15 protein-coding genes are annotated in these 14274 nt (G+C 66.5%); 3 read left to right on the top strand and 12 right to left on the bottom strand.

What is annotated here, in order from left to right:
- Positions 1-22: 22 nt before the first annotated feature.
- Positions 23-1381 carry a Pup--protein ligase gene (gene pafA, locus EV641_RS18940; protein ID WP_199233312.1) on the bottom strand — a complete coding sequence of 453 codons (1359 nt, stop codon included), beginning with the start codon at positions 1379-1381 and terminating at the stop codon, positions 23-25.
- A gap of 122 nt (positions 1382-1503) precedes the next feature.
- Here pafA and EV641_RS18935 point away from each other — a divergent pair, with 122 nt between their 5' ends.
- Positions 1504-2925, top strand: a complete 1422-nt coding sequence (locus tag EV641_RS18935; protein WP_241997359.1) for a bifunctional phosphatase PAP2/diacylglycerol kinase family protein — start codon at positions 1504-1506, stop codon at positions 2923-2925.
- Here the strand turns inward: EV641_RS18935 and prcA are convergent.
- The 6 genes from prcA to arc all read right to left on the bottom strand — a co-directional run bounded on the left by prcA (position 2910) and on the right by arc (position 8597).
- Entirely contained in the window at positions 2910-3674 is a 765-nt protein-coding gene (gene prcA / locus EV641_RS18930; RefSeq protein ID WP_132473748.1) for a proteasome subunit alpha, read from the bottom strand. The genes EV641_RS18935 and prcA overlap by 16 nt on opposite strands.
- The gene (gene prcB, locus EV641_RS18925; RefSeq protein ID WP_132473746.1) at positions 3671-4525 is read right to left on the bottom strand and encodes a proteasome subunit beta; all 855 of its coding nucleotides are present in this window, start codon (positions 4523-4525) and stop codon (positions 3671-3673) included. The genes prcA and prcB overlap by 4 nt, the downstream gene beginning before the upstream one ends.
- Entirely contained in the window at positions 4522-4713 is a 192-nt protein-coding gene (locus tag EV641_RS18920; protein WP_054720508.1) for a ubiquitin-like protein Pup, read from the bottom strand. The genes prcB and EV641_RS18920 overlap by 4 nt, the downstream gene beginning before the upstream one ends.
- A 164-nt stretch (positions 4714-4877) precedes the next feature.
- Positions 4878-6371: a depupylase/deamidase Dop gene (gene dop / locus EV641_RS18915; protein ID WP_132473744.1), complete on the bottom strand. Its 1494-nt coding sequence runs from the start codon at positions 6369-6371 to the stop codon at positions 4878-4880.
- A 10-nt stretch (positions 6372-6381) separates the two neighbouring features.
- Positions 6382-6786 (bottom strand): nitroreductase family deazaflavin-dependent oxidoreductase, encoded by a 405-nt coding sequence (locus EV641_RS18910; RefSeq protein WP_132473742.1) that lies wholly within the window; start codon positions 6784-6786, stop codon positions 6382-6384.
- 29 nt (positions 6787-6815) lie between these two features.
- The gene (arc, locus tag EV641_RS18905) at positions 6816-8597 is read right to left on the bottom strand and encodes a proteasome ATPase (RefSeq protein WP_132473740.1); all 1782 of its coding nucleotides are present in this window, start codon (positions 8595-8597) and stop codon (positions 6816-6818) included.
- Positions 8598-8792: 195 nt separating this feature from the next.
- Between arc and EV641_RS18900 the strand changes: the two genes are divergently transcribed.
- A complete protein-coding gene (locus tag EV641_RS18900; protein WP_132473738.1) occupies positions 8793-9302 on the top strand; it encodes a nuclear transport factor 2 family protein in 510 nt (169 codons plus the stop codon).
- A 27-nt stretch (positions 9303-9329) separates the two neighbouring features.
- Here the strand turns inward: EV641_RS18900 and EV641_RS18895 are convergent, their stop codons facing one another.
- Positions 9330-10181, bottom strand: coding sequence for a tRNA (adenine-N1)-methyltransferase (locus EV641_RS18895; RefSeq protein ID WP_054719332.1), 852 nt, complete (start codon positions 10179-10181; stop codon positions 9330-9332).
- Positions 10182-10349: 168 nt separating this feature from the next.
- Here EV641_RS18895 and EV641_RS18890 point away from each other — a divergent pair, with 168 nt between their 5' ends.
- Positions 10350-11186, top strand: a complete 837-nt coding sequence (locus EV641_RS18890) for a thioesterase family protein (protein ID WP_132473736.1) — start codon at positions 10350-10352, stop codon at positions 11184-11186.
- Between the two features lie 45 nt (positions 11187-11231).
- On the opposite strand, the gene hisG is transcribed toward EV641_RS18890, so the two are convergent.
- From hisG to EV641_RS18870, 4 genes are all read right to left on the bottom strand, one after another.
- Positions 11232-12101, bottom strand: a complete 870-nt coding sequence (gene hisG / locus EV641_RS18885; protein ID WP_132473734.1) for an ATP phosphoribosyltransferase — start codon at positions 12099-12101, stop codon at positions 11232-11234.
- 99 nt (positions 12102-12200) lie between these two features.
- Complete coding sequence (locus tag EV641_RS18880) at positions 12201-12482, bottom strand: phosphoribosyl-ATP diphosphatase (protein WP_199233311.1); 282 nt, start codon at positions 12480-12482, stop codon at positions 12201-12203.
- A gap of 38 nt (positions 12483-12520) precedes the next feature.
- Positions 12521-13408, bottom strand: coding sequence for a pseudouridine synthase (locus tag EV641_RS18875; protein WP_199233320.1), 888 nt, complete (start codon positions 13406-13408; stop codon positions 12521-12523).
- A 2-nt stretch (positions 13409-13410) separates the two neighbouring features.
- Positions 13411-14274, bottom strand: a complete 864-nt coding sequence (locus EV641_RS18870) for a rhodanese-related sulfurtransferase (protein WP_132473732.1) — start codon at positions 14272-14274, stop codon at positions 13411-13413.

The following is a 14274-nucleotide window of genomic DNA, read 5'->3' as shown; positions in this document are numbered from 1 at the left end:
GTGTTCTTCGTCGCGGTCGCTGCTACATCGAGGCGATGAGCCGATCGACCCGCTCGTCGACCGACCGGAACGGGTCTTTGCACAACACGGTGCGCTGCGCCTGATCGTTGAGCTTGAGATGCACCCAGTCGACCGTGAAGTCGCGGCCCGCCTCCTGCGCCGCCGCAATGAAATCCCCACGCAACTTCGCGCGGGTCGTCTGCGGCGGCGTCTCCACCGCCCGATCCACCGATTCGTCGGTGGTCAACCGCGTCGCCAGACCCTTACGCTGCAACAGATCGAACACACCCCGACCGCGTTTGATGTCGTGATAGGCCAGGTCGAGCTGCGCGATCTTCGGATCCGACAACTCCATGTCGTAGCGATCCTGGTACCGCTGGAACAGTTTGCGCTTGATCACCCAGTCGACCTCGGTGTCGACCTTCGCGAAATCCTGCGATTCCACGGCGTCGAGCACCCGACCCCACAGGTCCACCACCTGCGCCACATGCGCATCCGGCTCGCGGTGCCGCAGATATTCCACCGCCCGCGCATGGTATTCGCGTTGGATGTCGAGGGCACTGGCCTGCCGGCCTCCCGCCAGACGCACCGGGCGCCGCCCGGTCATATCGTGACTGACCTCCCGGATCGCGCGAATGGGATTGTCCAACGCGAAATCGCGGAACGAAATCCCGGCCTCGATCATCTCGAGTACCAACGACGCCGACCCGACCTTGAGCATCGTCGTGGTCTCCGACATATTCGAATCGCCCACGATCACATGCAGCCGCCGATACTTCTCGGCGTCCGCGTGCGGCTCGTCGCGGGTGTTGATGATCGGCCGCGACCGGGTCGTCGCCGAGGAGACACCCTCCCAGATGTGCTCGGCGCGCTGCGACAGGCAGAACGTGGCCGCTTTCGGTGTCTGCAACACCTTCCCGGCCCCGCAGATCAGCTGCCGGGTCACCAAGAACGGCAACAGCACATCCGAGATGCGCGAAAACTCCCCGACCCGCGCCACCAGGAAATTCTCGTGGCAACCATACGAATTCCCGGCCGAATCGGTGTTGTTCTTGAACAGATAGATGTCGCCGCCGATACCTTCCTCGGCGAGGCGTTCCTCCGCGTCGACGAGCAGATCTTCGAGCACCCGCTCCCCCGCATGATCGTGCTCGACCAGCTGAAGCAGATCGTCACACTCGGCGGTCGCGTACTCCGGGTGGGAACCCACATCGAGATACAGGCGCGCCCCGTTCCGAAGGAACACATTCGAGCTGCGACCCCACGACACCACCCGCCGGAACAGATAGCGGGCCACCTCGTCCGGGCTCAACCTGCGATGTCCGTGGAAGGTGCACGTGACGCCGAACTCCGTCTCGATACCCATGATTCGTCGCTGCACACTTCGACAGTACCGCGCGCACGTAACACCGAGAGGGTGCAACGCATCTACAGTGTCCAGCTGTGACCTTCCGTCGACACACCCGCGATGCCGACCACGCCCTCTTCGCGCTCACCGACCGTGTGCCCACCGCCGTCGATCCGCTCTTCCGGCGCCTGACCCGCAGCGCCGACCACAGTGTCCTGTGGATGGGTTGCGCTGCCGTGTGTGTGCTGTGCGGGGGCCGTGCCCGCCGCGGCGCGGTGCGCGGATTGGCGTCGGTCGCCGGCGCCAGCGCGCTGGCCAACGGCATCCTCAAACCGTTGCTGCCGCGCCGTAGGCCCCCGGCCCGCACCGATCCGCGGTTCGCGCGGCGCCTCGTGCCGATTCCGGCATCCTCGTCGTTCCCGTCCGGGCATTCCGCCTCCGCCGCAGCGTTCGTGACGGGGGTTGCACTCGAATCACCGGTCGCGGGTGCCGTCCTGGCCCCGCTCGCGGCGCTCGTCGCCTATTCACGGGTGCACACCGGGGTGCATTGGCCCGGCGACGTGCTGTTCGGGGCCGCCATCGGCTCCGCGGTCGCGCTGTCAACCCGGCGCTGGTGGGCGGTCCGCGCCGACGAACCGGCCCGCGCCGACACCACCGCCGACGCCCCGGCACTACCCGCCGGTGCAGGACTGCTGGTGGTGGTCAATCCTCGATCCGGCACCGGTTCCGGTACCGCCGACGACCTCGCCGACCGGCTGCCGCACGCCCATATCGCCGAACTCGAAGCCGACACCGATCTCGACCGATGGCTCGAACAGCTCGTCGCCACCACACGACCGCAGGCGCTGGGCGTGTGCGGTGGGGACGGCACCGTGCAGACCGTCGCTGCGATCGCCCACCGTCATGATCTGCCGCTTGCGGTCTTCCCCGGCGGCACCCTCAACCATTTCGCGCTGGACGTCGGCGCAGGAACCCTCGACGACACGGTGCGGGCCGTGACCGACGGGCAGGCCGCGCGCGTCGACGTGGGGGCGGTGACCGTGCACGGCCCCGATGGGCGCAGCGACCAGGTTTTCGTCAACACCGCCAGCCTCGGCGGCTACCCGGATTCGGTGCGGTTACGAGACAAGTGGCAACCCCGGATCGGGAAATGGCCTGCGGCCGCCGCCGCGATGATCACGGTGCTCGCCACCGCCGAACCGATCCGTGCGCGGGTCGACGGCACCGAGATGGCGCTGTGGTTGCTGTTCGTCGGCAACGGCCACTACCGGCCCACCGACCAGGTGCCGATGTCGCGGACCGCGCTGGACGCCGGCACCCTCGACGTGCGCTATCTCCGTGCGGATCGACGCTGGTCACGCACCCGGCTGTTGTTCGCCGCGGCGACCGGCACCCTCGGCACCAGCGCTGTGTACCGGCAGCAGGACGTCACCTCGCTGTCAGTGCACCTCGACGGGCCGCCGGTGACGTTGGCGACCGACGGGGAGGTCACAGCCGACGGCACCGCCTTCGAGGTGAAGGCGGTGCCGTCGGCGTTGACCGTGTACCGGCTACCGGACGCTCAGCTCGCACCCTGATCGGTGTCGCCGTCGCTCTTCGGGGCGTCCGGGGTCGCGGCAGCGGGCAGCAGCGCGTCGAGGACCGCGCCGGAGATACGGCGGAACGCGCGCCGCGGCCGGGACCGCTCGAGCACCGCCACTTCGAGCTCCCCGCGACCGAGGACCCGACCCACGGAATCCGCCCCGGTGGAGGTGCCCTTCTGCAGCGCGGACACGGCCACCTGCACAGCGTCCGCCAATGCCAGACCCGGACGGTACGACTCCCGTACCGCCGTCAGGATCGGTTCGGTGTTGCCGCCCATTACCACGAACTGCGGTTCGTCGACGATCGACCCGTCGTAGGTGATGCGATACAGCTGCGCCGACTCGTTGCCGCCGGCCTGACCGACCTCCGCGACACAGATCTCCACCTCGTACGGCTTCGGCTGGTCGGTGAAGATCGTTCCCAGAGTCTGCGCGTACGCATTCGCGAGCGACCGGCCCGTCACATCACGCCGATCGTACGAATAGCCGAGCATGTCGGCGCGCATGATCCCGGAGCGCCGCAACGCTTCGAACTCGTTGTACTTACCGACCGCGGCGAACCCCAGCCGGTCGTACAGTTCACTGATCTTGTGCAGCGCCTTCGACGGATTCTCCGCCACGAACACCACACCGTCCGCGTAGATCAACGCGATCACACTGCGCCCTCGGGCGATGCCCTTACGGGCCAACTCCGAGCGATCACGCATGATCTGCTCGGCGGATGCGTAATACGGCAACGTCATCGGGCACCTCCTGCAGTACGGTCGACCACGATTGCCTGCGCCAACTCCGCCAGATCCGCCTCCGGGACCACGACCGCCCCGGCCTCGGTGACTGCCACCGCGGTCGGATAGATCCCGCGGGTCGTGTCCGGCCCACCGGTCGCCGAATCGTCGTCGGCCGCGTCGTACAACGCCTCGACGGCGGTGCGCAGCGCGGTCGCCTCGTCGGCGTCGGCGCGGTAGAGCTTCTTGAGAGACGACTTCGCGAACACCGACCCGGAACCCACCGCGTGATACCCGGCACGTTCCTCATAGCGGCCACCGACCACGTCGTACGACACGATCCGCCCCGCACGACGCACATCAGGCGCATCCACATCGAACCCGACGAGCAACGGCACCACCGCAAGGCCCTGCATGGCCGCACCGAGATTGCCACGCACCATCGACGCCAGCCGGTTCGCCTTGCCGTCGAAAGTCAGCGACACACCCTCGATCTTCTCGTAGTGTTCGAGTTCGACCGCGAACAACCGCACCATCTCGACGGCCAGCCCCGCGGTACCGGCGATACCCGCCGCGGAATACGCGTCGGTAACGAACACCTTCTCCACGTCACGTGACGCAATCATGTTGCCCATCGTGGCCCGCCGATCACCGGCGAGGATCACCCCACCGTCGAATGCGACCGCCACAATGGTGGTGCCGTGCGGTGCAAGCTCACCGAAACTGCCCAGCTCACGCGCGAACCGATTCTCCGGCAACAACTCCGGCGCATAGGCCCGAAGATGATCGGTGAACGACGACAGTGGGGACGCGAGGTGCAGGCGCCCCTGCACCTCGCGGTAAGGAAGCGAGGATCTGTCCGCTGTCACTGGCCACCCTTCTGCACATACGCCCGGACGAAGTCCTCCGCATTCTCCTCGAGCACATCATCGATCTCGTCGAGGAGATCGTCGGTCTCCGAGGCCAGCTTCTCGCGGCGTTCCTGCCCTGCCCCGCCGTCGCCGGTGATCTCGTCGTCGTCTCCGCCGCCACCGCGTGTGGTCTGCTCCTGCGCCATAGCCGCGACCTCCTCCTGCACTCGAGTGGCACACGACCCCGGTCGGCGACCGTGCCGCACACCACGACATCGATCTCCACACTACCGAGCAGACGCCACTGCGCGTGGCGTCCCGGCGCGTGTCGCCACCGCAGCACCCCACTCCCATCGGGATGATCCGACGGTCAGTGAGTGAGCTGATCGACCAGTTCCGCCGCCGACTGCGCCGTCTCGAGCAGCTCCCCGACATGCGCGCGGCTGCCCCGCAACGGCTCGAGAGTCGGGATCCGCACCAGCGACTCGCCGCCGAGATCGAAGATCACCGAATCCCACGACGCCGCCGCGATATCGGCACCGAACCGGCGCAGGCACTCACCGCGGAAATACGCGCGGGTGTCCGTCGGCGGGGTATCCACCGCGTCGAGCACCTGCTGTTCGCTGACCAGACGCTGCATCGACCCGCGGGCCACGAGCCGGTTGTACAGGCCCTTGTCGAGACGCACATCCGAATACTGCAGATCCACCATGTGCAGCCGCGGCGCCGACCACGCCAAGCTCTCCCGCTGCCGGAACCCTTCGAGCAACCGCAGTTTCGCAGGCCAGTCCAGCAGATCCGCGCATTCCATCGGATCCCGCTCGAGCAGATCGAGCACCATCGCCCACTTGTCCAGAATATCGACGACCCGCGCGTCGTCGGTGCCATCGTGGAACTTCGCGGCCCGCTCATGGTACAGACGCTGCAACGCCAGACCCGTGACCTCCCGGCCGTCCGACAAGGCCACCGTCTTGCGTAGAGTCGGATCGTGACTGATGTGGTGCACCGCCGTGACCGGCCGCGCCAACTGCAGATCCGACAGATCGACGCCCGCCTCGATCAGATCGAGCACCAACGCCGTCGTGCCGACCTTCAGGTACGTCGACATCTCCGCCAGGTTCGCATCACCGATGATCACATGCAGACGCCGATACTTGTCGGGGTCGGCGTGCGGCTCGTCGCGAGTATTGATGATGCCGCGCTTGAGGGTGGTCTCCAACCCGACCTCGACCTCGATGTAATCGGCGCGCTGCGACAGCTGGAAACCGGGTTCGTCACCGGACTGCCCGATCCCCACCCGCCCGGACCCACAGATCACCTGCCGCGACGCGAAGAACGGGGTCAGGCCCGCGATCACCGCCGAGAACGGGGTGTCCCGCGCCATCAGATAGTTCTCATGCGTGCCGTAGGACGCACCCTTGCCGTCGACGTTGTTCTTGTACAACTGCAGGCGCGGCGCACCGGGCACACTCGACGCATGCCTGGCCGCGGCCTCCATCACCCGCTCGCCGGCCTTGTCCCAGATCACCGCATCGAGCGGGTCGGTGACCTCCGGTGCCGAGAATTCGGGATGCGCATGATCGACATACAGGCGCGCCCCGTTGGTGAGGATCATGTTGGCCGCACCGACCTCATCGGCATCGATCACCGGCGCCGGACCGTTGAAGCGCCCCAGATCGAAGCCGCGGGCATCCCGCAGCGGTGACTCCACCTCGTAGTCCCAGCGGGTCCGCTTCGCGCGCGGCACCCCCGCCGCCGCCGCGTACGCCAGGACCGCCTGGGTGGATGTCAGGATGGGGTTCGCTGTGGGGTCACTGGGCGACGAAATCCCGTATTCGACCTCGATACCGATGATCCGCTGCATACCGTCGAGACTAGGTGATCGGCGAACCGGCGCCAGTGCGGCGGGCCGTGCAATCCAGATAGCTCGACGCATCGATCAGCCGCAACACCGCCGCGACCGGCCACGGCGCCCACCCGGCCCGCGGATCATCGCCGATTCTCGGGTCCGACACCGGCACCCGCCGACCGCGGGTCAGCACCGCAGCACCCCCGGCGGCCCGCACATTCCGCACCCAATCGGTGCCGGTGCCGTACGTCAACGCCACCCGAAACCGCGCACCGTCGGTGAACAGCAGCACCGGTGTCCGGTACTGCCGGCCGGACCGGCGACCGCGATGCTCGACGACACCGGTGCCCGGCAGATACCAGGCCACCGGTGTCGCGATCCGGTTCGTGACGACCCGATTGGCCCGGGCCAACACGCGCGGCAGCGGCATGGCGCCTCCCCGGTCGGCATACCGGTCCGCTACAGGTACTGGCCGGTGTTCGACTCGGTGTCGATCGCGCGGCTCGCACTCGCATTCTTGCCCGTGACCAACGTGCGGATGTACACGATCCGCTCGCCCTTCTTCCCGGAGATCCGTGCCCAGTCGTCGGGGTTGGTGGTGTTGGGCAGATCCTCGTTCTCGGCGAACTCGTCGACGATCGAGTCCAGCAGATGCTGCACCCGCAGACCGTTCGCTCCGGTGTCCAGCACCGCCTTGATCGCATACTTCTTCGCGCGGTCGACGATGTTCTGGATCATCGCGCCCGAGTTGAAGTCCTTGAAGTACAGGACCTCCTTGTCGCCGTTCGCGTAGGTGACCTCCAGGAACCGATTCTCCTCGGACTCCGCGTACATCCGATCGACCACCCGCTCGATCATCGCCCGCACGCACGCCGACCGATCGCCACCGAACTCGGCGATGTCGTCGGCATGCACCGGCAACTGCTCCGTCAGGTACTTCGAGAAGATGTCCAGCGCAGCCTCAGCGTCGGGACGCTCGATCTTGATCTTCACATCGAGCCGACCCGGGCGCAGGATCGCCGGGTCGATCATGTCCTCGCGGTTGGACGCACCGATGACGATGACGTTCTCGAGCCCCTCGACACCATCGATCTCACTGAGCAACTGCGGCACGACCGTCGTCTCCACATCCGACGACACACCCGACCCGCGGGTACGGAAGATCGAATCCATCTCGTCGAAGAACACGATCACCGGAGTGCCCTCGGACGCCTTCTCCCGGGCCCGCTGGAAGATCATCCGGATGTGCCGCTCGGTTTCACCGACGAACTTGTTGAGCAGCTCCGGACCCTTGATGTTGAGGAAGAAGGACTTGGCTTCCTTCGAATCCTCACCACGGGCCTCGGCGATCTTCTTCGCCAGCGAATTCGCGACCGCCTTCGCAATGAGGGTCTTACCGCACCCGGGCGGTCCGTACAGCAGCACACCCTTCGGTGGCCGCAACGCGTATTCGCGGAACAGGTCCTTGTGCAGAAACGGCAACTCGACGGCATCGCGGATCTGCTCGATCTGCCGCCCCAGACCACCGATATCGCCGTAGTCGACATCCGGCACCTCTTCGAGCACCAGATCCTCGACCTCGGCCTTGGGGATCCGCTCGAACGCATACCCGGCCTTGCTGTCGACCAGCAACGAATCACCCGACCGCAGCGTGAGCCGGTCACCGTTCTCGTCGGTGACCTCCTCGACCGACGAATCGAGGCTGCGGGCCGCGATCTGCGCGAGCGGTTCCGACAGCCACACCACCCGCTCCTCGTCGGCATGCCCGACCACCAGCGCGCGGCGCCCGTCGTCGAGCAACTCGCGCAATGTGGTGATCTCACCGACACGTTCGAACCCACCGACCTCGACCACCGTCAACGCCTCGTTCAAGCGCACGGTCTGGCCGGTCCGGAACGAGTCGATCTCGAGATTCGGGGACACCCCCACCCGCATCTTGCGGCCCGAGGTGAACACGTCGACGGTGCTGTCCTCGAACGACTCGAGCAGCACCCCGTACCCGCTGGGCGGTTGACCGAGCCGATCGACCTCCTCGCGGAGCGTGAGCAACTGCTGACGCGCCTCCTTGAGGGTCTCGAGCAGCTTCCCATTACGTACCGTGACCGACTCGAGCCTCGATTCGAGGTCGCGGACACGATCGGACGGTTCGGTGAGCCTGGTCCGGAGGGCGACCACCTCGGCGCGCAGTTCTTCGAGTTCCCGTGCGGCAGCACCCGAATCCGGATTCTCTGACGAGGTCATGTGCGACTCCCTCCACTTGGTCATTCCACGCTACCGGCAGTTCGCCGAAAGTGGGGGGCGACACGAAATCCTCGTGTTGCGAACGCGTGTCGCCTCAGTCACGGGTACACGGCGACGCACCCCCTCACCACACTGTTAGCCTTGCCTAATCTCGACAATCGTGCCGTTTCGTTTGTTCCCGAAAGGACTGCTCCTGTGAACACCCGCACCCTCTGGGCCGCCGCGGCCACCGTCCTCGCCGTCACCGTGCTGCCCGCCTGCTCCTCAGACAGCGACACCACCACCGACGAGGCGACCACCACGACCAGCGCCGACACCACCGATACCGAGCCAACCACCGCCGCCGAGACGACCAGTGGCACTGCCGAGGCCCCCGTCGACGCCGCCGAACTCCAGACCCAGATGGACGTGTTCTTCGACCCCGCCGCCCCCGTCGACGCCAAGATTGCCGTCATCGAAAACGGTGAGGCCCGCACAGCCGTGATCACCCAATTCAACGAAGTGCTCACCGGCTACCCCCTCACCGCCGCGGTCGGGGAGGTCAACGGCGTAGACGACACCACCGTCACCGCCGTCACCGAGATCGCCGGACCGCACGGCGGCGCACCCGTGACCCTGACCTTCACCGAGGTAGACGACGCGTGGCTGCTCGCCGACGACAGCACGTGCTCCGTCCTCGAAATGGGTCGCCTCACCTGCGAGTGAACCGGCACATCACCGCACGGCGGCGTCTCAGCCCTTGCTGGGGCGCCGCTGCGGCTTCGGGGTGACCGTGCCCTCGGCCAACTTGCGGGCCGACACCAGAAACGCAGTGTGCCCCTGCATCCGATGCTCCGGCCGCACCGCCAACCCCACCACATGCCAGTCCCGCACCATCGACTCCCACGACCGCGGCTCGGTCCAGCACGTCTGCTCGCGCATCGCCTCGACGACCTTCGACAACTGCGTCACCGTCGCCACATACACGAGCAACACACCACCGGGCACCAAAGCATTCGCCACCGCCGGCAACGCATCCCACGGCGCCAACATATCCAACACCACCCGATCCACCGACCCGTGCTTCTCGACGTCGTACGACGCGACATCGGCGACCGTCAGATCCCAATTCGCCGGGCGCTCCCCGAAGAACGTCTCCACATTGCGCACGGCATGCACCGCATGATCATCGCGCACCTCGTACGAGATCACCTTGCCCTCAGGGCCCACCGCCCGCAGCAACGAACACGTCAACGCACCCGAGCCCGCACCCGCCTCGAGCACCCGAGCCCCCGGGAACACATCCCCCTCGTGCACGATCTGCGCCGCATCCTTCGGGTAGATCACCTGCGCTCCGCGCGGCATCGACAGCACATAGTCCACCAGCAGCGGACGCAACGCCAGATACGGCGTGCCGTTCGTCGAGGTCACCACCGTGCCCTCGTCCGCACCGATCAGATCGTCGTGCACGATCCCCCCGCGATGGGTGTGGAACTCCTTACCGGACTCGAGGACCACCGTGTACTTGCGGCCCTTGGCGTCGGTCAACTGCACCCGATCCCCCACCCCGAACGGTCCGCTGCGCCCGAGTCCGCCTACTGCCATCGCCGTGCCACCTTCGCCTACATGCAACCGCCACACCCGTGACGCCCAGACCCGACACGGTGCCAGGCCGCACACCAGCCTGCCAGGGCGACCACCCGAGACCCTCCACACCCCCCACATGCCATCATCGGACACCCATCCTCGAGACGACCCCGGAGACCGACCCGCGTGAGCGACACCGCCTACTTCGTACCCATCCCCGGACCCGGGACCACCCTCAACGGCACCCCCACCGACCCCCACATCGAATCCTTCCGGCCCACCCGCCACGCCGTCAGCACCTGGGGCCCCGACCTACAGCACGGCGCACCCCCGTCCGCCCTGCTCGTTCGCGCCCTCGAACGACACCGGCCACGCCCCGATGCCCGGCTCTCCCGTATCTGCATCGACCTGCTCGGCCCCGTACCGCTGACCGACATCGAAGTACGCACCCGCATCGACCGGCCCGGCCGACAGATCGAACTCGTCGTCGCCGAACTGTGGGCCACCGCCCCCGACGGCACCGGCCGCGCCGTCGCGCGCGGCACCGGATGGCGCCTGCAGACCCACGACCTCCCCGACGTCGCCCGCACCTCCGAACCGGCACTCGCCCCCTTCGACCCCACCGCCGAGACCTCCGACATGACCCTGTTCGGGCTCGGCGGCTACATCGACACCCTCGACTGGCACATCGTGACCCCGTTCGGAATACCCGGCCCCTCTGCCGCATGGGTCCGCACCCGCCTCGACCTCGTCGAAGGAGAGACCCTCACACCCCTCGAACGACTCTTCGCCGTCGCAGACGTCGCCAATGGCATCGGATCCAAACTCGACCCCGCACACTGGCTGTTCCTCAACACCGACCTGACGGTGCACCTGTTCCGTGAACCCGACAGCCACTGGACCGGCATCTCCGCCGAAACCTCCGTCGGCCCCGACGGCATCGGCATGACCACCGGAGTACTCCACGACGAACACGGCCCGCTCGGACGCATCACCCAGAACGTGCAGGTGCGGCCCCGCTGACGCGAGACCGCACCTGTCACCTCACCCCGCGGCGGGGGGATCACTTCACTCCTCGGTGACGCCCCGCATCGCGCGGCACGACCGGATATCCGATGCCAGGATCGCGCGGGCACCGATCTCCGCAAGCCGATCCATCACCGCATTGTGGCCCTTGCGCGGCACCATCGCCCGCACCGCCACCGAATAGTCGTTCGCCAGCGGCGAGATCGTCGGAGACTCCAAACCGGGAGTCACCTTCACCGCAGCATCGAGCAGGTGCTTCGGGCAGTCGTAGTCGATCATCACGTACTGCTGCGCGAAGACCACACCCTCGAGGCGGGCGATCAGCTGGTTGCGGGCCCGATCGGTCCGATCCGCGCCCTCCCGCTCGATCAGCACACCCTCCGAGTCGCACAAAGAATCCCCGAACGCCACCAGCTCGTGCTGCCGCAGCGTACGACCCGACCCCACCACATCGGCGATCGCATCCGCGACACCGAGCTGGATCGAGATCTCCACCGCACCATCGAGCCGGATCACCGTTGCCTCGATACCCCGCTCGGCCAGATCCTTACGCACCAGATTCGCGTACGACGTCGCGATCCGCAGACCCCGCAGATCCTCGATCTCCCACTCCCGACCCTTCGGACCCGCATACCTGAACCTCGACGACCCGAAGCCCAACGACAACCGCTCGGCGACAGGTGCACCCGAATCCAACGCCAGATCCCGGCCGGTGATACCCAGATCGAGCTCACCCGACCCGACATAGATCGCGATGTCCTTAGGACGCAAAAAGAAGAACTCGACCTCGTTGACCGGGTCGATCACAGTCAGATCCCGGGAATCGGAGCGCCAGCGGTAACCGGCCTCCCGCAGAATCTCGGCGGCAGACTCGGACAACGAGCCCTTGTTGGGAACTGCAACGCGCAGCATGGAAGAAATCCTTTCGGACAGAAGGGGGCAAGAAGATCGATCAGGACACATCCGGGGCACGGACGGCACACCCACCACCGAAGCGGCGGTCACCGCCCGTCACAGATGCTTGTAGACGTCCTCGAGCTTCAGGCCACGCCCCACCATCAATACCTGCGTCCAGTACAGCAGCTGGGAGATCTCCTCAGCGAGCTCCTCATCGGACTGGTACTCGGCAGCGATCCACACTTCGCCGGCTTCCTCGAGTACCTTCTTGCCCTGCGCATGGACACCGGCATCCAACGCAGCAACGGTGCCGGAACCCTCAGGACGGGTCGCAGCACGCTCGGTCAGCTCGGCGAACAGGGATTCGAAGGTCTTCACGGAAACCGATTGTTTCATGCCACGCCCCCGCACCCACAATCAGGACACCGCACCACTCACCACGACAACTCCTGCGCACTGTCGAACCGCCGCACCGCGCCACTCACCGGATCCACGAACTCCAAAGTGCGCGCCAGCAACTGCAACGGATCGGTGAACTGCCCCGGCGCGCGACGCACGAACACCGGGTAGAAATTGTCCCCCTCGATCGGCACACCCAGCGACATCAGATGCAACCGCAATTGATGAGTACGACCTGTGCGCGGGTACAACCGGTACCGAGCCCGCCCACCACGACGCTCCACCAACTCGATCAGCGTCTCCGAATTCGGCTCGCCCGGCACCTGCGTCGCCGTCAACTCACCGTGCCGCTTGACGATCCGCGTCCGCACCGTGCGTGGAAACTCCAACTCCGGCCGATACCCCGCGATCGCTTCATACACCTTGCGCACCCGCTGCTGCTCGAACAACGCCTGATACGGGCGCCGCAACAGCGGATCACTCGTGCACAGCAACACCCCGGCGGTCATCCGATCGAGCCGATGCACCGGCACCAGATCCGGCAGATCCAGATCCCGCCGCAATCGCACCGTCACCGTCTCCCGAATATGCGCACCCCGCGGGATCGTCGACAGGAAATGAGGCTTGTCGACCACCACCAACCCGTCCCCGCGATACAGCACCCCCACCGGGAACGGCACCGGCGTCTCCGGCGGCGGCTCCCGATAGAAATACACGAACCGGCCCGGCTGGAACCGAGTCAGCTCATCCACCTGCCGCCCATGCTCATCGACGAGTTCCCGTGCCGCAATCCGGACGTGCCAGTCCTCCTCCGGATACTCGTCGAGCAGAAACCCGAGCACCGTGCGCGCGGCACCCTCGACCGGCATGCGAACCCGATCGGGACCCAACCCATCGCGCACCGGCAACGGCGCAGCGGCCACCGTCAGGCCCCGGCTTCGGTCGTGTCCGGAACACATCCCTCACACACCAACGTCAACTCCCGACCGTTGACATCAGGATGATTGCGGTACCTCGACGTCGGCGTTCCGCACATAGTGCACCGCCCCAGCGTGACCGCGTCCTCGGAGAACTCCACATTCATCCGACCGTCGAAGACGTACAGCGAACCCTCCCACAACCCGGCATCACCGAACGTCTCGCCATACCGGACGATGCCACCGTCGAGCTGGTACACCTCTTCGAAACCACGATTGCGCATCAACACCGACAACACCTCACACCGCACCCCACCCGTGCAGTAGGTCACCACCGGCTTCGACTTGAGGTGGTCGTACCGGCCGCTGTCCAGCTCCGCGACGAAGTCGCGCGTGGTGTCCACCTCGGGCACCACCGCATCCCGGAACCGCCCGATCTGTGCCTCGAGCTTGTTGCGGCCATCGAAGAACACCACATCGTCCCGCTCGGTCATCAACGCGTGCACGGCGTGCGGCGACAGATGCGTCCCGCCGCCGACCACACCGTTCTCGTCGACCTTGACCTCGTCCGGCGCCCCGAACGTGACGATCTCGGGCCGCACCTTCACCGACAACCGCGGGAAATCGTCGCCCGTGCCGTCGGACCACTTGACGTCGACGTCACGAAACGCCGGATAGCTGCGCAACCCCCGCACATACTTCTTCACCGCGTCGATGTTGCCCCCGACAGTGCCGTTGATGCCGTGCTCGGAAACCAGGATCCGGCCGGTCAATCCGTTCGACGCGGCCAAGGTGTGCTGCCACAACCGCATCGCCTCCGGATCAGGCAACGCCGTGAACTTGTAGAACAGGACGATCTTCGGAACCGCCAC

Source organism: Rhodococcus sp. SMB37 (assembly GCF_004345605.1).
GTDB lineage: Bacteria > Actinomycetota > Actinomycetes > Mycobacteriales > Mycobacteriaceae > Rhodococcus.
This window is presented reverse-complemented; position numbering and strand designations above follow the sequence as displayed.

Coding starts and splice junctions, on each gene's coding strand:
- arc (WP_132473740.1), bottom strand. CDS start 8,597: ATGACCTCGTCAGAGAATCCGGATTCGGGTGCTGCCGCACGGGAACTC.
- dop (WP_132473744.1), bottom strand. CDS start 6,371: ATGCAGCGGATCATCGGTATCGAGGTCGAATACGGGATTTCGTCGCCC.
- prcA (WP_132473748.1), bottom strand. CDS start 3,674: ATGACGTTGCCGTATTACGCATCCGCCGAGCAGATCATGCGTGATCGC.
- EV641_RS18910 (WP_132473742.1), bottom strand. CDS start 6,786: ATGCCGCTGCCGCGCGTGTTGGCCCGGGCCAATCGGGTCGTCACGAAC.
- EV641_RS18920 (WP_054720508.1), bottom strand. CDS start 4,713: ATGGCGCAGGAGCAGACCACACGCGGTGGCGGCGGAGACGACGACGAG.
- EV641_RS18895 (WP_054719332.1), bottom strand. CDS start 10,181: ATGGCAGTAGGCGGACTCGGGCGCAGCGGACCGTTCGGGGTGGGGGAT.
- EV641_RS18880 (WP_199233311.1), bottom strand. CDS start 12,482: ATGAAACAATCGGTTTCCGTGAAGACCTTCGAATCCCTGTTCGCCGAG.
- hisG (WP_132473734.1), bottom strand. CDS start 12,101: ATGCTGCGCGTTGCAGTTCCCAACAAGGGCTCGTTGTCCGAGTCTGCC.